Source organism: Virgibacillus oceani (assembly GCF_041521345.1).
GTDB classification, from domain to species: Bacteria; Bacillota; Bacilli; order Bacillales; family Amphibacillaceae; genus Virgibacillus_N; species Virgibacillus_N oceani_A.
Genome location: NZ_JBGOHB010000006.1, coordinates 105,627 through 130,306 on the forward strand (window position 1 = coordinate 105,627; position 24,680 = coordinate 130,306).

The 24,680-nt window shown below is 39.6% G+C and carries 21 protein-coding genes, 1 tRNA gene and 2 pseudogenes; 11 read left to right on the forward strand and 13 right to left on the reverse strand.

What is annotated here, in order from left to right; all coding sequences use genetic code 11:
- The first annotated feature begins 223 nt into the window (after positions 1-223).
- The gene (carB, locus tag ACDX78_RS06575) at positions 224-3,460 is read left to right on the forward strand and encodes a carbamoyl-phosphate synthase (glutamine-hydrolyzing) large subunit (protein ID WP_486026337.1); all 3,237 of its coding nucleotides are present in this window, start codon (positions 224-226) and stop codon (positions 3,458-3,460) included.
- Between the two features lie 55 nt (positions 3,461-3,515).
- Here the strand turns inward: carB and ACDX78_RS06580 are convergent, their stop codons facing one another.
- The 6 genes and pseudogenes from ACDX78_RS06580 to ACDX78_RS06605 all read right to left on the reverse strand — a co-directional run.
- Entirely contained in the window at positions 3,516-4,121 is a 606-nt protein-coding gene (locus ACDX78_RS06580) for a response regulator transcription factor (RefSeq protein WP_486026338.1), read from the reverse strand.
- Entirely contained in the window at positions 4,118-5,203 is a 1,086-nt protein-coding gene (locus ACDX78_RS06585) for a sensor histidine kinase (RefSeq protein ID WP_486026340.1), read from the reverse strand. The genes ACDX78_RS06580 and ACDX78_RS06585 overlap by 4 nt, the downstream gene beginning before the upstream one ends.
- 26 nt (positions 5,204-5,229) lie before the next feature.
- Positions 5,230-5,916, reverse strand: coding sequence for an ABC transporter permease (locus tag ACDX78_RS06590; RefSeq protein WP_486026341.1), 687 nt, complete (start codon positions 5,914-5,916; stop codon positions 5,230-5,232).
- On the reverse strand, positions 5,913-6,644 hold the full coding sequence (locus ACDX78_RS06595) for an ABC transporter permease (protein WP_486026343.1): 732 nt from the start codon (positions 6,642-6,644) through the stop codon (positions 5,913-5,915). Before ACDX78_RS06595 ends, ACDX78_RS06590 begins: the two co-directional genes overlap by 4 nt.
- Positions 6,641-7,588: an ABC transporter ATP-binding protein gene (locus ACDX78_RS06600; protein WP_486026345.1), complete on the reverse strand. Its 948-nt coding sequence runs from the start codon at positions 7,586-7,588 to the stop codon at positions 6,641-6,643. The genes ACDX78_RS06595 and ACDX78_RS06600 overlap by 4 nt, the downstream gene beginning before the upstream one ends.
- A 197-nt stretch (positions 7,589-7,785) precedes the next feature.
- Positions 7,786-8,192, reverse strand: a pseudogene (locus tag ACDX78_RS06605) (ATP-binding protein); the annotation flags it as partial.
- On the opposite strand from ACDX78_RS06605, the gene ACDX78_RS06610 reads away from it, so the two are divergent.
- Positions 8,101-8,454: a hypothetical protein gene (locus tag ACDX78_RS06610; RefSeq protein WP_486026447.1), complete on the forward strand. Its 354-nt coding sequence runs from the start codon at positions 8,101-8,103 to the stop codon at positions 8,452-8,454. The pseudogene ACDX78_RS06605 and the gene ACDX78_RS06610 sit on opposite strands and share 92 nt — an antisense overlap.
- A 289-nt stretch (positions 8,455-8,743) precedes the next feature.
- On the opposite strand, the gene ACDX78_RS06615 is transcribed toward ACDX78_RS06610, so the two are convergent.
- From ACDX78_RS06615 to ACDX78_RS06625, 3 genes are all read right to left on the reverse strand, one after another.
- On the reverse strand, positions 8,744-8,917 hold the full coding sequence (locus ACDX78_RS06615) for a hypothetical protein (protein ID WP_486026346.1): 174 nt from the start codon (positions 8,915-8,917) through the stop codon (positions 8,744-8,746).
- A gap of 62 nt (positions 8,918-8,979) precedes the next feature.
- A complete protein-coding gene (locus tag ACDX78_RS06620; protein WP_486026347.1) occupies positions 8,980-9,132 on the reverse strand; it encodes a hypothetical protein in 153 nt (50 codons plus the stop codon).
- A 168-nt stretch (positions 9,133-9,300) separates the two neighbouring features.
- Positions 9,301-9,450: a hypothetical protein gene (locus ACDX78_RS06625; RefSeq protein ID WP_486026349.1), complete on the reverse strand. Its 150-nt coding sequence runs from the start codon at positions 9,448-9,450 to the stop codon at positions 9,301-9,303.
- Between the two features lie 191 nt (positions 9,451-9,641).
- Between ACDX78_RS06625 and ACDX78_RS06630 the strand changes: the two genes are divergently transcribed.
- The 4 genes from ACDX78_RS06630 to ACDX78_RS06645 are packed head-to-tail and all read left to right on the forward strand — an operon-like array spanning position 9,642 to position 14,406.
- Positions 9,642-10,424 (forward strand): ABC transporter ATP-binding protein, encoded by a 783-nt coding sequence (locus ACDX78_RS06630; protein ID WP_486026350.1) that lies wholly within the window; start codon positions 9,642-9,644, stop codon positions 10,422-10,424.
- A gap of 3 nt (positions 10,425-10,427) precedes the next feature.
- Complete coding sequence (locus ACDX78_RS06635; RefSeq protein ID WP_486026352.1) at positions 10,428-11,435, forward strand: NAD(P)/FAD-dependent oxidoreductase; 1,008 nt, start codon at positions 10,428-10,430, stop codon at positions 11,433-11,435.
- Positions 11,436-11,438: 3 nt separating this feature from the next.
- Positions 11,439-12,416, forward strand: a complete 978-nt coding sequence (locus tag ACDX78_RS06640) for an ABC transporter substrate-binding protein (protein WP_486026354.1) — start codon at positions 11,439-11,441, stop codon at positions 12,414-12,416.
- Between the two features lie 4 nt (positions 12,417-12,420).
- Positions 12,421-14,406, forward strand: coding sequence for an iron ABC transporter permease (locus tag ACDX78_RS06645; protein ID WP_486026356.1), 1,986 nt, complete (start codon positions 12,421-12,423; stop codon positions 14,404-14,406).
- Between the two features lie 284 nt (positions 14,407-14,690).
- Here the strand turns inward: ACDX78_RS06645 and ACDX78_RS06650 are convergent, their stop codons facing one another.
- Positions 14,691-15,647: an arsenic resistance protein gene (locus ACDX78_RS06650; RefSeq protein ID WP_486026357.1), complete on the reverse strand. Its 957-nt coding sequence runs from the start codon at positions 15,645-15,647 to the stop codon at positions 14,691-14,693.
- Between the two features lie 128 nt (positions 15,648-15,775).
- On the opposite strand from ACDX78_RS06650, the gene ACDX78_RS06655 reads away from it, so the two are divergent.
- A complete protein-coding gene (locus ACDX78_RS06655) occupies positions 15,776-16,324 on the forward strand; it encodes an Ada metal-binding domain-containing protein (protein WP_486026359.1) in 549 nt (182 codons plus the stop codon).
- A gap of 9 nt (positions 16,325-16,333) precedes the next feature.
- Positions 16,334-16,954 (forward strand): annotated as a pseudogene (locus tag ACDX78_RS06660) (DMT family transporter); the annotation flags it as partial.
- Between the two features lie 770 nt (positions 16,955-17,724).
- Here ACDX78_RS06660 and ACDX78_RS06665 read toward each other — a convergent pair.
- From ACDX78_RS06665 to dat, 3 genes are all read right to left on the reverse strand, one after another.
- Complete coding sequence (locus tag ACDX78_RS06665; RefSeq protein ID WP_486026361.1) at positions 17,725-19,743, reverse strand: S9 family peptidase; 2,019 nt, start codon at positions 19,741-19,743, stop codon at positions 17,725-17,727.
- Positions 19,744-19,802: 59 nt separating this feature from the next.
- Entirely contained in the window at positions 19,803-20,318 is a 516-nt protein-coding gene (locus tag ACDX78_RS06670) for a DNA topology modulation protein (RefSeq protein WP_486026363.1), read from the reverse strand.
- 150 nt (positions 20,319-20,468) lie between these two features.
- A complete protein-coding gene (dat, locus tag ACDX78_RS06675) occupies positions 20,469-21,338 on the reverse strand; it encodes a D-amino-acid transaminase (protein WP_486026365.1) in 870 nt (289 codons plus the stop codon).
- Between the two features lie 707 nt (positions 21,339-22,045).
- On the opposite strand from dat, the gene ACDX78_RS06680 reads away from it, so the two are divergent.
- The 3 genes from ACDX78_RS06680 (at position 22,046) to ACDX78_RS06690 (ending at position 24,665) form a co-directional block, all read left to right on the forward strand.
- Entirely contained in the window at positions 22,046-22,201 is a 156-nt protein-coding gene (locus ACDX78_RS06680; protein WP_486026366.1) for a helix-turn-helix domain-containing protein, read from the forward strand.
- 256 nt (positions 22,202-22,457) lie between these two features.
- Positions 22,458-22,531 (forward strand) — tRNA-Gly (locus ACDX78_RS06685).
- Between the two features lie 430 nt (positions 22,532-22,961).
- Positions 22,962-24,665, forward strand: coding sequence for an ABC-ATPase domain-containing protein (locus ACDX78_RS06690; RefSeq protein WP_486026368.1), 1,704 nt, complete (start codon positions 22,962-22,964; stop codon positions 24,663-24,665).
- Positions 24,666-24,680: the final 15 nt, after the last annotated feature.

Sequence of the window (24,680 nt, forward strand, 5' to 3'; positions counted from 1 at the left end):
GTATTTCCCCAATCATCTATACTTAACTTGATCGGCCTGTATTTTTCAGGTGAAAGTGGTTTGACAGTTTGTTCATAAAGAAAAAAACCAGTTGCTCACCAGGTAAAATCAAACATACAATGTATAAATATAAAAATACTTGCATATTTATGTATATAAATCTATAATAATGAATAATTATCATTGAAACAGTTCAATTCAGTCAATCAGAGGAGAGATTTTCATGTGGAATAAAAAAATACCAAAAAAAGTGCTTGTCATTGGCTCTGGTCCTATCGTCATTGGTCAGGCAGCTGAATTTGACTATGCAGGAACACAGGCATGTCTGGCACTCAAAGAAAAGGGTATTGAAGTTGTGTTGGTAAATAATAACCCGGCTACCATTATGACGGATGAACAAATTGCCGATACGGTATATATGGAGCCTTTGAATATAGAAACATTGGAAAAAATAATTGCCAAGGAGCGGCCAAGCGGGATGATTGGCACGCTTGGCGGTCAAACAGGGCTGAATTTAACCGTGAAATTACATGAAGAAGGTATTCTGGAGCGTTATCATGTCGAATTGCTTGGCACCAGTGTTGCTTCTATTCAAAAAGGGGAAGACCGGGAAAAATTTCGTCAGCTGATGATTGATATCGGCGAACCTGTCTCTGAATCTAAAATTATCTCGACACTGGACCAAGGAATGGATTTTATAAGTGAGATTGGTTATCCGGTAATTTTGCGCCCTGCTTATACACTTGGTGGAGAAGGCGGGGGCTTTGCCTATAATGAGGAGCAATATAAAGACCTGCTGGAAAAAGGCTTAAAACTCAGTCCGATTAACCAGGTGCTTGTGGAAAAGAGCATCAAAGGCTGGAAGGAAATCGAGTATGAAGTAATGCGAGATTCCTATGATCAATGTGTCATCGTCTGTGGTATGGAAAATATTGATCCCGTTGGTGTACATACCGGGGACTCTATTGTGGCAGCACCTACACAGACTATTACAGAAGCTCAGGAAAACATGCTGCGGAATTCTTCTATAAAGGTAATAAAAGCGCTGGATGTAGTTGGCGGCTGTAACATTCAGTTTGCCCTTCATCCGCATACGAATGAATATTTTATCATTGAAGTTAATCCAAGGGTCAGCCGATCCTCTGCGCTGGCTTCAAAAGCAACCGGGTACCCAATTGCTCATATATCAAGCATGTGTGCTTTGGGTTTATCCCTGGACACTATCCAAAATCCAATGACCGGGGTTTCGAATGCATTGGAAGAACCAGTGCTGGATTATACGGCCGTGAAACTGCCGCGTTTTCCATTCGATAAATTTACAGAAGCCGACCGCACTTTGGGCACACAAATGAAGGCAACCGGGGAAGTGATGGCCATTGATCTGACATTTCAAGCCGCTTTAAATAAAGCGGTACGATCGCTGGAGTTAAATAATTACAGTCTTCATTGGCCCGGGTTTTCTGAACTAAGCAATGATGAAATAAAGGATTTGCTGGAGGAGCCGAATGACTTGCGGCTTTATGCTATTGCTGAAGCTTTTTCCAGAGAAATTGCAATGAAGGAAATCCAAGAGTTAACAGAAATCGATCCATGGTTTTTGAAAAAAATGAAAAGCATTATAGAAATGGAAAAAACGGTAAAGGATTATACTTTAGCGGAAGTGCCTGAAGAGATATTACTTAAAGCAAAACAAATGAATATGAGTGACGTACGAATAGCGCAACTAATCGGTTCTTCTGAAAAAGAATTAAGAGCGGATTTTAAGAAGAAATCACTGGTGCCTGCCTATAAAGCTGTTCAGACAACAGGAGAGCAAGATGCCGTTCATTCTTATTATTACTCTACTTGGAATGAAAAGCTGGAGGATGACGTGAAGCCGAATCACGAAAAGAAAATACTTGTACTCGGTTCTGGTCCAATTCGAATTGGGCAGGGAGTTGAATTTGATTACTGCTCTGTCCATGCGGCGCTGGCAGTGAAGAAAATGGGGTACAAAGCAATTGTGATCAATAATAACCCGGAAACTGTCAGTACTGATTACAATGTTGCGGACCGTTTATATTTTGAACCATTAGCTGCAGAGGACGTTTTAAGGGTGATTGAAAAAGAAAACGTGGAAGGCGTACTTATTCAATTTGGTGGACAAACTGCGATTAATCTGGCAGATGAATTAAGGGAAGAGGGTATTCACATTTTTGGAACACTGCCTGAACAAATTGATCAGATGGAGGACAGGGAGCAGTTTTATGACTTTTTAAATGGACTAAATATATCTCATATATCTGGTCAGATTGTTCACCATCCAGCCGAATTGACAGAATCTGTCTATGAACTAGGCTTTCCAGTTTTGATACGTCCGTCATTCGTCATCGGAGGACAGTCCATGTTTATTTGCTACGATAAAAGAGAATTGAAAAATAATGTTCAGCGAATACAGAAAGATACAAATGACCAATGCTGGCCGTTGCTGATTGATCAATATTTACCTGGAAAAGAGTGTGAGGTTGATGTCATCAGTGATGGAAAAGAGATAATCATCCCAGGTATTTTTGAGCATATTGAAAAAGCCGGGGTGCATTCCGGTGACAGTATAGCGGTATATCCGCCGGTCACTTTGAGTGAAGATGTTAAAGAGAAAATCATGGATATAGCTCAGATGATAAGCAGGGAGCTTCCGATTGTGGGTATGATGAATATCCAATTTGTTGTTAAAGAAGAACATGTTTATGTGCTGGAGGTTAACCCGCGGGCATCCCGAACGGTGCCAATCATGAGCAAGGTTACGAGTATTCCGATGACGGAATGGGCTGTGAAAGCTCAGCTTGGAGAGGGTTTACAGGAGGAAGCAAAGCATGTTAATGAACGGATGGAGCCAGGATATTTTACAGTGAAAGCACCAGTGTTTTCCGCGAATAAATTAAAAGGGGTGGATCATGTATTAGGACCGGAAATGAAGTCTACGGGGGAGGTAATTGGGATTTCCCCGTCCAAACAGGAAGCATTGAAAAAAGCAATTACTTTTTCTTATGATGTAAAATCCTTTATCAAGAATGGCAGTAGGTTGTTTGTTTCTGTTTCTGATCGTATGAAAGAGGAAAGCCTGGAACTGATTCGCGATTTGAGTGCTCTGGGATTGGTGATTAATGCCACAAGAGGAACAGGAGCGTTTCTCACATCGGCAGGCGTGGAACCGGAAATACTTGTGGAGACAAGAGAGGAACTGCTTGATTATTGGAAAGAAACACCTCCGGATCTTGTGCTGAACATTCCTAATCAAGGACGGGAAAAAGAAAAAATAGGCTATTTTATCAGAGAACTGGCTGTCCGCCATCAAACCCCATATTTTACGAGTTTGGACACCTTAATGACACTGTCTGAATGGCTGCACGAAGCAGAATTAAAGGGAGCCCCATACTCGTTGAATAGCTGTACGAAACACCTGCGTATGGTCAGAGCGTAAACACGGGGACGGTTTTTCTGTTGCAGTTTTGCAACGAAAGAACCGTCTCTCTGTTTCACTTCTTTCGCTGCCAGTAGTGTATGGCGAGCTGGGTGCGATCGCGGAGTTCTAATTTTTCTAAAATAATGGATAGCATGTTTCTCACAGTACCGCCGCTTAGATATAGTTCTTCGCTTATTTCTTTATTAGATAATCCTTGGGCAATACATTCAACAATATCTGTTTCCCGGTCAGTCAGGCCATCCATTGTAACGGTTTCCGGTTCCATTATTGTCTTAAACACACCTGAATCAAGGATAGTCGCTCCTGCTTTTAAAGCTCTGATTTGATCAGCCATTTTCTCCACCGGAGTAGATTTTAGCACATAACCTTCTGCGCCGGCATTCAATGCCCGACGGATATTTTGTTCATCCCGGAATGTAGTAAGCATCATGATTTGTGTGTTCGGAAACTTATCCTTAATCACTTTTGTACTTTTAATGCCGTCCATCACCGGCATTTGTATATCCATTAAAACAACGTCGGTATCATACAGACATAATTCGATGGCTTCCCGGCCATTGCCTGCAGTCCCAACAACATTAAAATCGGATTCTTTACCGAGTAAAAGCTTTAAGCTCTGGCAAACTAATGGATCATCATCCACAATGATTACATTCATCTCTGATGCCCCCTTTCCTTTAGCGGAATGACACACACCAACAAAAAACCATCTTCATTATTAATTGATAGGCTGCCGTCCAAAACTCTCGCACGCATTTGAAGGCTTCTTAATCCACTTCCTGCAGACTGCTTTTTTTCTTTTTGAGATGTTCCGTTATCCTGAATACTTATTCTTACAATAGCATTTGTAACCTGTAAGTCAATATCTGCTTTTGTTGCATTGCTGTGTCTGGCAATATTGGTCAAAGCTTCCTTCAAACAAGCCTCCAGCAAGGTCCATATATAAGCGGGCACGATGCTCATATCGCCGTATTTTTTAAAACTGGTGTCAAATTGGTGGAAACCATTTACAATTTCACCCATCTGCTCTGCCCCTATAGTTGCTGTTGATGACATATTATGTACCGTTTCCCGCAAATTAATGGTACTCCGTTCAATACGTTTCTTCACTTCTTCAAGAATTTTTTCTGCTTCCTTTGGATCCTCCATATGTTTATACGCCTGAATAGCAAGTGCAGCTCCGGTTAAATCATGTCCGAGGTGATCATGAAGCTGTCTGGATATACGGTTTCTTTCCATAAGCTGTGCCTGAAGCGAAGTGGAGTGGCTTGCTTTCAGTAAATCTGTTTTTAAACGTTCCAGTGCATATTTGGATTTACGCATTTCATCCATTTCGTCTCGCTGAATTTGTTGATTTTTAATCACGGTATAGGAAAAGGTACCAAAAACAAATGCATGCAGCAAATACCAGAAGATAAAATCTGTAGAAGATAGAAAAATAACACCACTGAAAAACAATAGAACGGAATAAAGCCATTTACCTTTTAAGACTAGTTCAAATAGAGGATAAGCCAAGGCGTAATGACTGATAGTTGTATAAGGAAAAAATATAAGACAAAAAATGAGATCAAATCCAGCACTCCATGCGGGGAGTGAGATGCGCCAGCGCAAACTGGCCATCAAAAGCAGCAAAAGAATGAGAATAAAGGGTTCGGCTGTGGAATCACCAATAACCCATAAATGAATCAGTAATATAATATGAAGAAATCGCCATCCATTTATAAAAAAATGTGGTTCCATTCCGTATTCACCCTCTATTCTCCGCCTTAATTAATCCTTCTTACACTTCCGATTACAAGGAAAATAACTGTATATAACCATAATACACCATTGATCATGAGAAATTCAGAAATTTCCTCCCCGAAAACAATCCAATCTATTCCTTGACTGAGCCAATAGGTAGGGAAAACAACCGCAATTCGCTTTAAAATATCCGGAAAGGTTTCTAAAGGAACCAATAACCCGCCCAGGAGAACTAGCAGAAAAATAAGTGACATATAGACAAGAAAAGATGTCTCTGTACTACGATATAAAGAAATCCAGGCTAAAGCAATAGCTAGGGAAGAAAAACTGAAAGAAATAAATAAAACTATTAGCCATCCAGGCTGATAAAGCTCATGACCGTAAAGCATACCGCCATAAACTAGTATGATGCATTGAATAACCATAATGACTGCAAATGAAAGCAGGTTCTGGCTTAAATATTGGAAATGCGTGACAGGGGCAACAGCAAGCCGTTTGACAACTCCCTTTTGCCTGTCCTCAAGGATAATGTTGGCCAGGCGAATACCAACAAAAAGAACAATAATCCCGAAATACTGATATCCATAAGGAAGAAATGGCCACGCTTCTCCCGAAGGCAGAAAAATGGCTCCAATAGGAAACAGCGTGAGAAATATAAGGTTCGTTGTATTACTGAAAGTTCTTTTTAGAGCAAATTGAAAAATAGTCATCGCATTTTCCTCTTTCCTAAAATAAGCAGTACGATAAATAGCACCACAGATGCAATTAATAAAATATTCGACTGAAACCATGCCTCGCCCAGACTGGATTGATTCATGTTGTATATTGACTCTGCAGATAAGGTTAATGGGTTAGCATAGGAATTCACAAATTCAAAAAATGCATTTTCCGGCACCGGAAATAATAAACCTGCCAACAGGACAAATCCGACTCCATATACTTCACTCAACCGTTCGGCAACTTTAAAATTATTCACGGAGAAAGTGAAAATCAGGCAAACAATACTCGAGAGTAAGGACATAAGAAAAATCATATATACCGCCCATGGCCAGTTACCCCAATCGGCACCTAATACTAATTGGGAAAAAGTCATTAAAACAATACCGAGTAAAAGAGAATAGACTACACCACACACCATGATTGAAAAGGCATATAATGTCTGGTTAAACGGCAGTAAATAGATTCGCTGTTTTATTCCGGTGAAAAAATCCGATTGAATATAATGCATAACAAGTGACCCTCCGAATAACTGGAAAACGAGAACCATGAGCACGGCATGTTCATTAAAAACAGGTTCACCGGTTTCTGTCGTTACCCCTTGAAGGATAAAGTAGAAAACAGTGAGCAGGACGATCGGCACTACAAATAACAAAAGGAGTGTAATATACTCTCTGATCATGCGCAAAAAAGTAAACTTAATCGTAGAAATTACTCTCATTCTTCTCCCACCTTATCTCGCAACTGTTTCCCTGTTAAGGTTAAAAAGACGTCTTCCAGATTTGGCTTATCGGCCTGGATTCCAAGTACACCTGCATGCTCTTTAATCATAGACAGAATTCGGTCAAAGTTGCCTGTGTTCGCTTCTGATATAACAATGATACGGTTTCCGGTTACACTTGCCTGTTTCACTCCGGTGATTTCCTCCAGCTTATTTAGTGGTATTTCTCCGGTATCCGTTACATCAATTTCCATCTTTTCTTCATGCTGAATGGTTTGTATCAGTTCCTCGACAGTACCTTCTTTGATAATCTGACCCTGATCCATAATGACAACCCTGGAAGCAATTGCTTGCACTTCTTCCATATAGTGAGTGGTATAAAGAATGGTTGTACCGTTCTCCCTGAGCTTTTTCACGGCCTCCAAAATGTAATTTCTGGATTGCGGGTCAATCCCGACAGTCGGCTCATCCATAATGATAAATTTCGGGCGATGTGTTAATGCACAGGCGATATTCAATCGTCTTTTCATCCCGCCGGAAAATTTGTTTGGTACTTTATTTGCTCTGTCACTCAGGCCAACAAATTCCAGTGCTTCCTGCACTCTATTTTTCTTTTTTTCTCCTTTTAAACCATAGACACCTGCGAAAAATTGCAGGTTTTCTTTTGCCGTCAATTCTTCAAATATTGTAATTTCCTGTGTCACGAGCCCTATTTTTTCCTTGTTTTGGTGGGAGAAGGGGTTTTTGGCTTCTCCGAACAATGCCACTTGTCCTTTTTCATAAGGGACCATCCCTGTTAATGTCTGAATCAATGTTGTCTTCCCGGCACCGTTTGGTCCAAGCAGCCCGATTATCTCACCTTCATTGATCTCAAGATCAACATAATCAAGCACGATATTTGATCCATATCTTTTTACGACGCCTTGCAAAGAAGCAATATTCATTCGTTGCTCACCCTTTCCATCTTTTCTAAGTAAATTATGCCTTTTTTTATTTTGATTTAATAGTTACATTTGTCACGAAATGCACAAAGATGGAAGCGTATGTTTAACGATATACGGACTGAACTAGCAGGGCGAAAAAAGAGCCTTAATTGGTAGTAACGGGTTCAGTTCTAGGAGAGAAAACAGTAAATAACATACTAAATAGAATTACAAATCGCATAGCGTTTCGTAATTCTATTTTTATTGATATAACAGCCTTTGTTAACTTTTAACACCTGAATTAACATTGTAAATAGTAATATTTTCAGTATTTGTACATAGATCACTTCCGCACGATGTAAAGCATGTCCAATATAGCTGTTGTGATGCCCGGATCCCCTAAAAGATCTCCCCATTCGTTTGATCCTTTATTCGATGTGAATATCAAAACGGACTGATCATACAGCTCATTTAATCAATTGGAAAAACAGGTTGGCTTCATGCTGGTCATGGCCATATACATCAAGTCATCAATGAAGACAAGATCGGATTTAAGAATACGTCGTTTTCTAATCTGCGATTTGCGAAGAATTTCCGTTGTTTTAAGAATATGCACCAATTCCCCATTGGCAGGAAGAAGACCTGATGAAAAACTGGGCAGAGATATCGATGAATTATCCTTTGAGGAATTGCGCTCTCCTAAAATTAAAGAAAAATCGGGGAAAATCACTTTTATTACTGCTACAGATGGAAACCATGGTGCGGAATTACATGGACTGCGAGGGAACTTGGGCAGAAAGCTGTTATATTCATGCCTAAAGGCTCCAGCAGGGCTCGACTTAAAAAATTGCAGGATGAAAGGGCTTACGCAGAAATTACCGATATGAACTATGATATTTCTGATCTCGCTTCGACTTAGTCAATAGAATAACCTCCCAAACGTTATAGTTTTATTCTACCAATAAAAAATTAACTGCGAAGTAAGAGCCGTACGCTCTCTCACTTGCACAGTTAATATTAAACTCCCATTTGGGGAGGACAGGTGTGACTTTGATCGCTATTTTGCACTATATAATAAATTATAAAGCCTAATTCCCTTTCTTTTGAACAAGGAATTAGGCTTGTGATTTTTATAAAATCGCGCCCGTAAAGGAATAAACGAACCTCCCTTATATATCAATTATTTTCCAGTTTTTCGACAAGTTTTCCTTTTAGTTTAATTTTTTTAGCTGGCGGCTCTTCACCATTGCCATATGGAACCATTTTATAAAGTGCTTTAACTTCAATTTCGTATAAATACTTAGCGTCTTTCCTATCAACTTTATTTAAAAGATTCATCGCATCATTCATGCTGTTCATTTATGCCGGGTTCGGTCCCTGCACCAATTCTTTTAGCATTTCTGGATTCTTTTTTAAATATATTTTAATTTCTGTTGGAAGTTTTCTATAAATGCTTTTATGGTGACCGAACCATTCTCCATAATCTTACTTATCTTTTTATGGTTGAACTGCGATTTTTCAGATTCCTTATCCGATTCTTCTGTATTAGATGTTCCTTCGATCATAACAACTCCTGCAATAAATGCAAAAACTGCCCCCATCAATACTGCTATTATTCCCTTTTTCTACCTGACCCTTTCGTTCATTTTGTCTCCAACTTTTATTCCAGATAGGCGCCCGTTTGTTTAAGATACTTAACTAATGCCACTCCGTTAGTTGAGCATAAAATGGCCTTATTTTTCATCAAACAAAACCATAGCTGAAAAATAGAATAATGGGTTGCTGAATTTTATATCCACTACTTCAACACCACTGTTCAAGAATTCATTAACTTTTTTATCAAGTTTACTGTTATCTAGTGCATAAAAGGTTTTAATTTTCATTTTGAACCACATCCCCTATATTATCGTATCCGATTGTTTAATTGTATTGTATCAGAATTATTTTATAAATTGTTAACTTTGTCTAATAAGTGTTGTATCAAAAACGATTGTTTTGGTACATTAAATTGACAAATTTCCGAAACACCTATAGTATAGATGAAAATGATAATCATTATCAATGAGGTGGTTACATGATACAAGTCAAAGACGTGCAAGTCGGTTACGGAGATGCACTTATTATAGATTCTTTAAACCTTACCATTCCTAGAGGGAAAATTACCACGGTAATTGGTCCGAACGGCTGTGGAAAATCTACACTAATTAAGACGATTTCCCGTGTATTAAAAGCCAAAAATGGTGCTATTTATTTAGACGGAAAGGCAATCAGCGAGACTTCTACAAAAAATATAGCGCGTAGAATGGCTATCTTACCGCAATCTGCGGAAGCACCTGCTGGTTTAACGGTGAGGGAACTTATTACATATGGACGCTTTCCTCACCAATCGAAGTTTGGCAAGTTAAAACAGGACGATCTTGATGCGATTGATTGGGCGCTTGAGGTAACAGGGTTAAGTCAATTAGAAAAACGCCCGGTTGAGGCATTATCTGGCGGTCAGCGTCAGCGCGTTTGGATTGCCATGGCGCTCGCACAGGATACAGAAGTTGTTATTTTAGACGAACCAACAACATATCTGGATATGGCACATCAGCTTGATATTTTGCAACTACTGGAGAAGCTGAATAGAGAACAGCATAAAACGATCTTAATGGTACTCCACGACTTGAATCACGCTTCCCGGTTTTCACATCATATGATTGCCATGCGGGATGGAAAATTAGTCCAGCAAGGTGCACCACATGAAGTGATGACAGCACCGAATCTTCAAGAAATTTTTCAGATTCAGGCGATGCTAACGGTATGTCCATTTAGTCAAAAACCTATTTGCCTTTCATATGGCATGAAGGAGGCGTAGCCCATGTATGATGTGACGATAATTGGAGCAGGCCCAGCAGGGTTATACGCGGCTTTTTATAGTGGGTTACGTGGGATGAAGACAAAAATCATAGACAGTCAGCATGTATTAGGCGGAAAGCTGCATGCTTATCCTGAAAAGATGATCTGGGATGTCGGCGGGATGAGACCACTCTTGGGAGAGCAACTCATTACCCAGGTTTCTGAACAGGCCGTTCTTTTCGATCCAGCTGTTGTGCTAAATTCCAAAGTGGAGGGAATTTCAAAACAAGAGGATGGATTCCTGCTGTCTACCGAAAAGGGAAAAAGTCATGCTAGTAAAACGGTTATTCTGGCAACAGGGAGTGGTATCCTTACACCGAAAAAGATCGGTCTAGCGGGTGAGGATAGATTCATTCAAACAAATTTACATTATACAGTGAAATCACTAGCCCGTTTTAAAGATAAAGTCGTGTTAATATCAGGTGGTGGCAATTCGGCAGTAGATTGGGCAAATACCTTAGAGCCTATTGCTAAAAAGGTATATGTAACCTACCGCAAGGACCGCCTGACTGGACATGAAGCAGACATTCAAAAACTAGTAAACAGCTCTGTAGAAGTGATCTATGAATCTGTTATTACCGGGTTAAATGGAAAAGAATCTATTGAGCGCGTTACCTTGAATGAGGCGGAACAGCTCCCAGTTGAGGAAGTTATCATAAATCATGGATATGACAATCAAAACGACTTACAGCAGCATAGCGATGTTGACATAAACATGCATCCCGAGTTCGGTATCCAAGGAACCAGTATGGGAGAAACCTCTGTGCCAGGAATTTTTGCTGCAGGAGATGCAATTAATTATGACGGGAAGGTCCATTTAATTGCCGGCGCATTTCATGATGCAGCGAATTCTGTGAATCGGGCAAAGCAATTTGTAGAGCCTACTGCTGTTAAAACAGGAATGGTCTCATCTCATCATGAATCATTTAAAAATAAAAACAAAAAATTATATGCAGAATTGGAGATATAAGCAATGAAAAAGATTTTATTTGTATTATTAGTTGTTGTACTTATTTTAACAGGTTGTATGCAAGAAGATAATAAAGGAACTAATTCATCCGGTTCTGAAGACACAGAAAGCGAAAAAATCGTGATTGAAGATGGGTTTGGTGAACAGGCGTTTGACCAGGCACCAGAAAAAGTGGTCGCATTGGAATGGAGTATTGTAGAGGAATTATTAGCTGTTGGTGTACAACCAGTTGGTGTGGCAGATATTGAAGGTTTCAACAAATGGGTCACCATTGATGCTCAATTAGATGATAGTGTAGCAGAAGTTGGACTAAGAACAGAGCCAAATATTGAAGAGATTGCAAAGCTTGAGCCGGATGTCATTATTGGGATGAAAGGCCATCAGGGTAACCTGAAGGAAGATCTTGAAAAAATTGCCCCTGTTGTCATGTATGATGGTACAACAGAGGAAGCGATTGCAGATTTATATGCCGATATGTTAAAGACATTTAATGAAACTGCAACACTAGTTGGAAAAGCGGAAGAGGCAGAAGAGCATATCAATCATTTGGATGAGCGCATGGCTGAAGCAAAGGAAAAGATCGAAGCAGCAGATCTGCCTACGAAGGATTTTGTGTTTACACAGGCTTTTTCCGTGAATGAAGCACCTACCTTCCGACTATTTACCGAAAACTCCACTGTAAGCCATGTTCTGGAAGGGATTGGGTTAACAAATAAAATTCAGGATCAGGAACCACAGTCAAGTGGATTCATTGAATCGAATGTAGAAGGCGTATCCAACTATGAAGAATCCCTATTCATCCATACGGTGCAAGAGGATGATCCCTTGTTCGATAACCTAGCAGGAAACAGCGCATGGAGTGGCCTGCACTTCGTTGAAGAAGATACAATGTATGATGTTGGAGCAGGGGTATGGACGTTTGGAAGCGTGTTATCAATGGAAACGTTAATCGAGCATGTAGAAGTAGCCCTCGTGAAGTAATGCTATGAATGTAAAGGCTACGCTCTATTTCATTGGAAGTATCCTCTTGTTTCTTGTCCTTGGGCTCATTCATGTGAGCCAGGGACAGGCATCAGGCGAATTTTTCGCCTTTTGGACAGAAGTCTGGCACGATGAACAGCAAATGAACTTCTTATTATATAGTCGCATGCCCCGTTTCGTAATTGGGTGCCTTGCGGGTGCTGCATTGGCAGTAGCTGGCATGCTGTTACAAACGGTGACAAAAAACCCTCTTGCAAGTGCCAGTACACTAGGTATCCATGCAGGAGCCTATTTCTTTGTTGTCTTCTTTACCATTTTCTTCCCTGGTGTCAGTGGTGCTTCTCCAATAGCTGTCACGATGGCCGGGGGTGTATTGGCGGCACTTTGTGTGACGTTTCTTGTAGGGAAGTCACTGGATCCTGTTCGTATTGCGTTAACAGGGATGATTGTGACCATGCTCTTTTCTTCCTTTACAAGTGCGTTACAATTATTATTTCAGAATGAAGTTTCCGGGCTTTTTCTATGGGGAGCAGGCACCTTACTGCAGCTTGACTGGGGCGGGGTGCAATTTGCGGCACCATGGATCCTGATCACCCTGGTTGTTGCACTTATCGTGAGCCGTCGCTTTGATATTTTATTATTAGGTGATGAAACAGCGATTGGCTTGGGTCAGAATATTACGTTAAGCAAGGTGTTGGGCTGGGTCATTGCGATCTTGCTCGCAGCTGTCACGGTAACCGTTGTTGGTCCAATTGGATTTGTCGGCATTATTGCACCGCACTTAGTACGCTTAATGGGCTTCAGAATGCACAGGACTATGATTCTAGGCAATATGGTGGTAGGGGCCAGTTTATTAATCGCGGCTGATATTTTAGTTCGTATCGTCTCGCAAACTTCGGAGTTGCCAGTTGGAGCAATGACTGCAATTGTCGGAGCGCCGTGGCTTGTCTATTTGGCACTAAAAATGAGCTCGCAGTCACGAGCTTCAGGAAATGCTTTAGAAGGAAAAGTACGCATAACTCGCTACAAGCTATTTTATCCAATCCTTGCTATCGTAACGGTATTGATTATTGTAACAAGCCTGTCCTTTGGTGGGACAAGCTTTACAAAATTACTTGCTTTACCACAGGAGCTCATGTATAACAGCTTTGTTTGGGACTTTCGTGTTCCGCGAGTACTGGTAAGTTTCGGTATCGGGATGATGATGGCGATCAGTGGCTTGTTAATGCAAACTGTGTTGCGTAACCCGCTTGCAGATGCCTCCGTTCTTGGGATCACATCCGGGGCCAGTGTGTTTGCCATGCTATTTTTAGTCGTCTTCCCACAGGCACCCTTTATTTTTGTGCCGGTTGGTGCATTAATTGGTGCATTATTAACGATGGGGATTGTCTTAGCCATTAGTGCTCGAAGTGGATTCCAGCCGATGATTCTCTTATTAATGGGGATTGCCATCTCCGCAGTCGGTGCTGCCATTATTCAAATATTGCTCGTAAAGGCAAACGTACATGCCAGCCAGGCCCTGACATGGCTCGCAGGCAGTACATATGGCGTCGACTGGGGTCATTTTATCATTTTTATCATCACCATTATTATTATCCTGCCTATCGTGGTTTCCTTGGCTACTACATTTGATATCTTATCCTTTGGAGATGCTATCTCGATTGGTCTGGGTGTAAAAACTGATCGCATGCGATTACTCATGATTGTCCTTGGGGTCGTATTATCCGCTATCAGTGTTTCCGTTGTCGGGGCGATCAGCTTTGTTGGTTTACTGGCTCCACATATTGCAAGACAGCTTGTAGGACCTAAACTACTCAGGTTATTGCCACTAACATTAGCTATTGGTGGGATTCTACTGCTTTCGGCTGATTTCCTTGGTCGCTTTGTTCTCGCACCTAAGGAAATTCCAGCAGGGATCATCGTCTCTTTAATCGGAGCACCTTATTTACTTTATTTATTAAAGAAAACGAACACGGTGAAGAGTAAATAAGTAGAGGCACCCTTTCTTTGCATAAGCTTTTTATAAAACCGAAACTAAAATTTGTCAGATAAGAATCCATTTTGATCAAACTTTATTTTAAACCTACATTTAATATTTGAAATGATCTATGGGGAAGTCTGTGAAGAAGTATACTTAAACTATTTGGTAGTTTAGTGGAAGAGTCAAAATTAATCTTTGTTCAGCAATCAGGCCAGACTCTTGAGTAAATCTTCTTGAATTAACAGGAATATAGTTCAAGAAAAAAGAACTGCATTCACAGTTCTTTAATGAATTTATTTATTTGTTCTTCCTCTTAATGAAAGTAATTTTTGAGATACAATAGCTAACATAGGTAGCTCAATGAGTGGTCCAATTAACAAAGATAACGCAATTAGTGGTTGATCTGGGAAGGCTGTTACAGCAATAGCTAAAGCAACAGGTGAATTTCGAGCAATAATAGTGAGACTCAGACTCACTGTATCTTCGTAAGAAAACTTCATTGCTTTTCCAACAGTTTGTGCAACAATAAAGTTAATGACAAAGTAAAGTAAAATTGGAATAATTAATATATAAATGACATCAAGGTTGTTGATTAAATAATTGCCTTGAGATGCAAACATGGCTGTGATGGCTAATGATAAAAATATAATCTGTACAGATGAGAAAAAAGGGACGAGTTTCTTATTCAAGAATGTTTCCTTATTCCTCAATAAATAACGAGTTAAATGAGCAAGTGTAAAAGGTATAACTAAAACCAGTACAATACTTTCTATAAAAGTCGATAATGGAACGGGTTGAATGGTTCCTGCAAAAATGAAAAGATATACAGGTAAAAGTAACACCTGAAAAATTAAGTTAATCGGTAATACAGAAGTGGATAATGACACATTACCTTTGGCGATAGAAGTGAACATCAAATACCAGTCTGTACAGGGTGTAACCATTAACATGATAAATCCGATCCATAATGCAGGGTGATCTGCAAGAAAGATTGCACCAAGCCCCCATGCTAATACTGGTGTCCATATAAAATTAAGGATCGTACTAGATCCAAGGAATTTAATATTTGAAAAGGCCTTTTTAAATTGGTCCAATGGAATCGTTAGAAACAACCCATATAGCATGAGTAACAAAAATGGCATTATAAATGACCCTGCATTCTGTGCAAAAAAGGTGAAGTGACCTAGTAAAAGTCCGATGCCTACTGCGATTAAAATAATCGCCGTTTGAAATTTTTCTAATATATTCAAGATTATACCTCCCCAATTAAATAGAAGTAGGCGCGCACTACTAACTCTTTGTTTGATTATGATAACTTATATTGGCTAAAGTTACTTTGATAATATTGACTTCCAATTCGAAAAGAGGATTAGAAACAATGAACAACAAACAATGGAAGGCGATTTATAATAATGATCGTAGTTTTGACGGAAATTTCTATTATGCACTTTCGACAACTAAAACCATATGTAGACCTTCTTGTACATCCCGAACTCCAAACCCCAAGAATGTATCCATATTTAATGATGTTGTTACAGCAATACAAGAAGGTTTTCGCCTCTGCAATCGATGTAAACCCGATCAATTAGAATGGAAGGGATATAAAGAAGAACTGGTAGAAAAAGCAAAGCATTATATCGATCATCATTATGAAATGAATGTCACTTTAAAAAGTTTAAGCAGTATCTTACAAAAAAACTCCTACTATATTCAACGTTCGTTTAAAGAAATATTGGGTATTTCTCCTCTGCGTTATTTACATGAGGTTAGAATCGAAAAAGCAAAAGCACTGCTTAGAAATCATTCTTATTCAATCACAGATGTTGGAATAGAGGTTGGATACAGTGATAGCGCACACTTTTCAACGAAATTTAAGGAATTTGAGAATATAACACCAAAGGAGTTTCGTCAAACAGCTATTAAGTAATTTTAGTGAACAGCGGGGGAATCATCGATATTAACCTCTATGAATCCTCTTTTGGTTGTTATATTTGGAACATTTTTCATGAAAATGACATATGGCTGGCGACAATGGGCCGGTGTTCTTTTAGGTTTTGTGGGCGTATTTATTACACTTAGAGCACAGTTGGACTTACAAATCGGAACACTTTTGGCTTTTCTCTCAGCCGTTTCGTGGGCCATCGAAACGCTGCTGATCAAAAGGTGGGGCATACATATCAATACATGGGTTTTAACTGCCTATCAAATGCTGTTTGGCGGTCTGATTTTATTGATGGGAAGTTTCCTGTTGGAAAACCCTTCATTTCAAATCACAGCCGCATCCATCGCTATTTTGTTATGGCTGGTATTAATGGCCTCCATTGTACAATTTGCCGTCTGGTTTTACCTTTTACAAACAGGCGATCCAGGCAAGACAAGCGCATTCTTGTTTTTGGCACCGTTTTTTGGCGTTCTCACGGGCTTGTTATTGTTGGATGAAATCATTGAATGGTACGTAATACTCGGTGGTGTTTGCATATTCGTGGGCATATTCATGGTTAATTGGAGACCTCAGTCAAGAGTTCAAACAGATAATAATTATTTAGGATCAAGATAATATGGATATGTTTTGAATGATTCGGGAATAAGATTCTAGCTCATAGATTTCTGTTTCTATGAAATATACCTCTCTTGCTTACGATTGGTTGGTTAGTAGATATTTTCCTGTACTGTCCCTCATGGTGTTTTTTATCTATTGATAGTACACGATACTTAATTATTTGTTCCATCCCATGCTGCTAAGAATGTATCCCCATGTGAAATATATACCAAATATAAGCGTTTTCTCCAATGTAGAGAAGCTCTTTTTTTGGATACAAGATTATTTTTAGTTTTAAAGTTTTACCGTAAACAAAAGAATCCATTTTGAAAAAAAGACCGATCAAAATGGATTCTTTCTTCGTGAAATATTTTCCATTTTTATAATAAAAAAGTTTGATTACTTTCTAATGGGATCTTAAACAATTGCGCCCGCTTACGATACACCTGATTCAACTTACATTCATTACATATCTGATTTTTTATTTCGCAAATTCAATGTGTTTCCTTTTTTCACTGGTGTCTAATTCGGGAATACTTTTCTCGTCTAAAGTAATAACCTCATTGATCAACATTTCCAGTTCCACTATTGCATTTTGGGGCGGCCCACCTATTAAGATACGATTCATGCAGTCTTCAAGGTTTTCAGGCTTAATCATCATGTTCTATATTGACTTAAAAATCTGCTTGTAAACATACATTTGGTTCAGGCCAAAAGAACTTTATTGTCAATCAACTTAGAAAACTTAGCTTATCATCATACTTTAGTTGCACTTATGCAGTAAAGTTTTATGCTTTCTTGTCTGCCAAATAATAGTCAAACCAGTCGCAAATATGATTTAGACGCTCCAGTCGCATTTCAGGTTTTCCGCTGCGGCTGAGTTCATGGTTTGCATCTGGGAAGCGGACAAATTCCACATCCTTACGCAGGTGCTTCAATGTAATAAATAGTTGTTCTCCCTGTTCAACAGGACAGCGGAAATCCAGTTCACCATGTAAAATCAGTAACGGAGTTTCCACATTTTCAGCATATTTCAGCGGAGAGAAGTCCCATAGCTTTGCCGGGTCATCCAAAAGGTTTAAACCATGCTCCCATTCGGTGAAAAAGTATCCAATATCACTCACGCCGTAAAAACTGAGCCAATTGGAAATGGAACGCTGGGTGACAGCGGCTTTGAAGCGTTTTGTATGACTGACGATCCAGTTCGTCATAAAGCCGCCGTAGCTTCCACCGGTAACACCAAGCCGATTTTTATCAATAAAGCTGTAGTTTTCAAGCGCATAATCCACTGCACTCATCAAATCGGTGTAATCTCCTCCACCATAATCTGTCCGGCAAGCATCGACAAAATCCTGGCCATAACCATGACTTCCGCGGGGATTTGTATATAAAACAACATACCCTTTTGCCGCCAAAAGCTGCAGCTCATGGAAATAGGTTTGGCCGTACATTGCATGCGGTCCGCCATGGATTTCCAGTATGAATGGATATTTCTTGCCTTCTGTAAATCCATATGGACGCAGCAGCCAGCCCTGAATTTCCCATCCGTCTTCTGCAGTAACGGTTAATGTTTCGGGTTCAGATAACGAAACTTCCTTCAAAAAGCTTTCATTGCCATTAGTGAGCCGCTTCAATGCTCCCTCATTATTCAAATGATAGAAATTACATGGATTTGTCGGTGTACTGATTCCTAGAATGAAAGATTCCGATTCAGCATCATAAGAAAAGCCAAATACATGATTATCATTTTTATAGTGTACTTCAAGTTCACCGTCCTTTGTTACCTCATACAAGCCGGTGGCACCAAAATCTGTTGCAATGAAAAATAATCGCTGTTCATCTTTCGACCAGACAGGACCTGTTTCTGACTGTCCCAATCTGGTGTCCCCAATCATTAAATCACCAAGCTGCATATCCCATTTCTCACTTAAACAAAAACGTTCCTTTGTCGCGGCATCAAATATATACAGCTCATTTAAGGTAGCCCCTTTGTATGCAAACTCATGACCAAAGCTAGAAATTTTATCACCACTCGGGGAAAAGGAGGCACTATGGTAGCTCCCTGTGCCACTGGTTAGCTTAGTTATCTCTTTAGTTGTTACATTTACTGTATAAAGATCATTTTTTAATTCATAATCTGCATCATCACTTAAGTTGGCGGAAAAAAGAACAAGATTTCCGTCCGGGGAAATATCCTGATACACATGGTCCGCATCATGATTGGTAAGCTGGGTAAAAGTTTCGTTTTTTACATCGAATAAAATGAGTTGTGTACGTTTCTCATCATGAAACCCTATTGCATCTGATTTGTATTTTAAACGGTTAACGACGAGTGGCTTTTTCTTTTTATTTTCCTGCTCCTTTTGCTTTTCTTCCTTCGTGGGCTCTTTCTGATTTTTGACATCATCATTTGAATCTAGTGAGGTGCTGAATATGATAGACCTTCCATCCTTGGACCAGTCGGGTGTGGACACCCCGTTTTGGAACGTAGTCAGCTGTCGAGCTTCACCGCCGTATGTTGGGAGCAGCCAAAGTTGTGATGTGCCGCTTCGCGTAGAGATGAACAGGGCATTTTTTCCATCTGGCGAAATACGCAAATTACTATTGTTCTCTTCGCCAAAAGTCCATTGTTTCGAAGTTTTTTCTTTTAAGTTTTGGTGAAATAAATGAGATTCATATTCTTTGTTTTCATTAATCGTTGTAGAGACGTATGTATAGCTGTTTCCATCAGGTGAGAATTGCGGGTCGCTGAATACTTCTATTTCAGTCAGATCCGCTGCAGTTAAAGCCTGTTTTTTGTGATCCATATTAAGTCCTCCTTGGAATATATGTAATAGTTTGATTTTAAACTACTTCGGGATTCGAATCAATTGCGGAGGTGAAGCTTAACTAAATATTTTCTCACTTCTTTTCTGTTTTTAAAGATAAGAATGCGCTTGTTTTCCAGGTTGGAAAGTCTATCATATATGACAGGTACTTTTTTCTGGTTGAATTGCCTGACCCATTGAAAAAATTCCCAATCCAGCTTTTCTGGACAATCTTTTCCCATATCAGGTCTTGTTTTATTGTGGTATTGGATCCTCCGTTTTGTGATGCCATACAGACAGGTTACAGTTTTAAAATGGAGAAAAATAACTGTATCTGCCTGTTCCAGCCGAATATCCATTGTAGCGCCATAATTTCCATCAATAATCCAGGAATTATTTTCATCCAAGATTTTTGTGGTTTCTTTTATTAATTCCTCCCGGCCGATGCTTTGCCAGCCCGGCTTCCAAAAAATCGCATCCATATGGTAGACCGGGATGTGCAATAATTTCCCTAGTTGCTGAGCCAATGTTGATTTACCTGCACCTCCACTTCCGATAATGGCAATCTTTTTCATACAACATTCTCCTCTTTACATAATGTGGGAGTATTATAGCATGTTTTATTGACAATTTTTCAAATAGATTCACTATTATTATGAGTTTTTAAAGACAGAAATGGCATAAAAAACACTTGAGAGTCCTTCACCCAAGTGTTTTTAAACGCTTTACGCATTGATTTTGTGTTTGGTGATATTTGCATCCTTTTCATAGGCTTCTTGAAGTCGTCTTGTGATTTCTCCGGGTTTTCCATCATTGATTTGAGTATTATCTACCTTAACAATCGGCATAATTTCTGATGTGCTGCTTGTTAAAAACAGTTCATCAGCTATTTGAATATCTTCCACTTCAAACGCTTCTTCTTTAAACGGGATTTTTAGTTCTCCCGCAAAATCTTCAACTCGCATACGAACGCAGCCGTGCAGGATATTATTTGAAGCTGGGTGGGTAAAAATTTCACCATCTTTTATCATATAGACATTGGAAGAACTGCATTCAGTTACCAGCCCATCTTTATGCAAAATCGCTTCATACCCGCCATGCTCTTTTGCTTCCTGTTTTGCAAGCACATTTGGTAATAGGTTCAAACTTTTTATATAGCAGTATTCCCATCGCACATCCCGGTGTGTAATTGTACTTACGCCATTTTTTAATAGTTCTACATTTCGCGGGAAATCTTCAATATAGCCATACATATTTGCCGTGACATCTGCCGGAAAGATATGATCTCTGGGTGCTGAACCACGGGAGACCTGCAAATACATTTTTCCGTCCTCTGTCACTTCATTTTTCTCAAGCAATTCCAATAATAAATCAGTAAGTTCCTTATTTGTTATATCGAGCTTGATTTTTACTGCTTCTGCTGATCGGAATAATCGATCCACATGCTCCTTCAGCAAATGATATTCTCCCTGATAAATACGGATAACCTCATAAACACCATCTCCGAACTGCAATGCTCTTTCCTCATAAGGGTATTTTAAACTATCCCGGTGCGTAAACCTTGTTTGGTTCAAAATGATTGGATAAACTGACATTGATCTTTGCCCTCCCTGTTATCTATACCTATTCTATAATGTCTTATACAGTATGTAAACTCTTTGAAAATATCTTACCAGACTAAGTGAAATTAACTTGGGTTTTTGACCTTTATTTGAAAAAGTGATTTATGTCACGGAACGAGGTTTAAAGGTGCTATTATTATGGTATATATGTGATGATCATTGAAACCATTGCTGACCAGATTAAGTGAAGCAGACTGCGATAATTTGCTGGATTATTCCCGGAGAATGGAAATCGAAAAAGATGATATTATATATAAAGAAAAAAGTGTCTCTGACTATTTATATTCTATACATACAGGTAAGATTCGGATATTAAAAAAATGGGCATAAAAAAAGAGCTGACCATTTTTACAAGAAAAGAAATAATGCTTTTGGAGAGATTGGGGTTTTTAGCGGAGCGAACTACTCCAATACAGCACAGGCAGTAAAGAAAAGCATTATATACAAGATGAAAAAAAGGAAGCAGCAAAGCACATTGAAATAAACGGCACACTGGGTTTACATTTTACCAAATGGGTAGCAGCGTTCTTTGGAAACAAGCAAAGCAAAAATCAGAGATTATATTTCTTTTGGGTCAGAGGGAGCAATTGCATCTGTTTTTGTACGCTATTCCAATATGAATGGCATTCACAAAGGAAGGAGTGCGCCTTACTGAGCCAATTATGATCATGGATATCAGTATGCATATCGGAATTTCAAGAGAAACTGTCAGCCGCATTATCAGTAAGTGGAAGGAACAGGGCATTGAGGATATGAATTTTTTCAGAAGATGCTGGCCAGTGAATATTGCGGTGTTGAAAATGACGTGCTGTAGAATGAACGCTAGGATTGATTAGGTGTTTATTGAGTAACTGTTCCACATTCTGTTTTTCGTCTTTATTTTTGGAGGTGATATGGATGATTTATATTCATTCATGTCGAAAATAGTAAAATTTACTATTGCATTCAGAGAAATGTGTTGCTATAATAATTATTGTGTTAAAAAAACAAGTTAAATATATCACAAGCACGAGCAAAGCATCAACCGAGTAAACTAGCAGATGTTTGGGCATGGAGTGCGGAATTAAAACAAAATATTTTTTCATACACCGTGCGGGTGTAGTTTAGTGGTAAAACCTCAGCCTTCCAAGCTGATGACGAGGGTTCGATTCCCTTCACCCGCTCCATACATATGTCATAACGCAGTATTTCGTAGAATAGTTACGAAGTATTGCGTTTTTAATTATTGGTAGGTGGTATTTATGCAAGATGCTAGGATCGTCATTAAGCATTTTCACTCGGTGAGGTACCCGAGAATGGTTCTCGCGTCCAAACCGTGTGTGTCTGCTGCTGAAAAGTCATCGAGAATTGTTTTCGCGTCCCCAAATCACGTGTGTTTGTATTTGAAATGCCGACCAATAAGCAATCTTGTTTTCGCCATAAATCATTTTTTACTCAATGAGCTACCCGGGAAGCCTGTCTCTAATCCAAAATGATTAAAAATATGTCGAAGTGGCCATAGGACAAGAAAATATCTCTCCCCCTCCACGCTTCACTTGAATCCGGTGTTTTGTTCGTTGTATTCTTAAACAAAAGAAATAGGATCGAGGGGTTTTTATGAATACATTAATCAGACAGCTGAAACAATTGGATAACAAAGGGTATAAAGCATATAAAAGTGTGCAAGGTCACTACAAGTTTCGTGATTTTGATTTATATATAGATTATGTACAGGGAGATCCATTTGCATCTCCATCTAAAATCCGCCTGGTTATTCCAGACAAGACCCGCACCATTCAGAAAGAGTGGCTGCAAACGAAAGAAAGAAAAGCTGCAGCAGCAGATGCATTTGCCCGAAGTGTTGGTAAGTCTGTTCAGCGCCAGCAATTCTCCATTAAAGGATCCGGCAAAAGTGGTATGATTCTTTTTGATACTCCCGGGCAGGAAGTGATGGAGCGTAGTGCTGTTCAACTAAGTGAGACGTCTATTACTGTGTGTATGTCTGTTGGACTCCCGGCAAATGGCAGGAAAATCAATGGAAGAGAAGCAGAGAAATTACTGATCGATGCACTTCCAGCCATTATTCAACATTCCATTCTTACTATAGAAGATAAAAAAGTAGAAGAAGCGATTAAATTAGCTGACCAGCAGGAAGCGATCAGAAAACAAATGAAGGAAAATGACTGGATTGCCTTTATTGCGAACGGTGCGATCCTGCCGAGAGAAAGCGGCGTCAGCAATCGGCCGATGAAAAATGCTGTGGCTTTTCAGAGTCCGAAAGAAAATGAAATAGAGCTGGAAATTCCGCATCAGCATGAATCAATCAGGGGCATGGCGGTTAAAAAAGGGATTACCCTTATCGTTGGCGGTGGTTATCATGGAAAAAGCACGATACTTCAGGCGATGGAGCGCGGTGTTTACTCCCATACGAAAGGGGATGGACGTGAGTTTGTTTTAACAGATACGAATGCAGTGAAAATACGCTCAGAAGATGGAAGAAAGATCACAGGCGTGAATATTTCACCATTTATTTCCAATCTGCCACACGGAAAGGATACGGACTTTTTCTCCACGGAAAATGCCAGTGGCAGTACGTCGCAGGCTGCAAATGTGATGGAAGCATTGGAAGCGGGGGCGAACAGTTTACTCATTGATGAAGATACGAGTGCGACAAACTTCATGATTCGTGACCACCGAATGCAGCAGCTTGTAACAAAAGATAAAGAACCAATCACGCCATTCATTGATAAAGTAAAACAATTAAATGATCAGCATGATGTATCCACCGTACTTGTCATGGGAGGATCCGGAGATTATTTTTCAGTAGCGGATACGGTAATTATGATGAAAAACTATGTACCTTATAATGTTACCGAAGAAGCGAATGAGATTATGCAAAACGATCCAATGAAGCGGGAACCTTTAATAGAGAAGAATTTTGGGCAAATTGCCGATCGCCATTTCCAACAGAATTCGCTGCAAACCAAAAAAGGAAAACGGGAAAAAACGCAGGCAAAAGGATTAACAAAGATTTTAATGGGGAGAACGGAGATCACATTTGATGCTACAGAGCAGCTGGTTGATCCATCCCAAACAAGAATGATTGCAGAGATCATACAGTATCTGGATAAAACGAATGGGCTTCAAGTAAAAAGCTTAAGCGAACTGCTGGGTGACATAGAACGGCAAATGGATCAAAAGGGCCTGGCATCGTTTACCGGTTTTAAAGATCAGCATCCCGGTGATATTGCAAGACCGCGGAGATATGAAATTGCAGCTGTATTAAACCGCATGCGGACTGCACAAGTAACACAAAAATAAAAAGGGAGGGGCAGC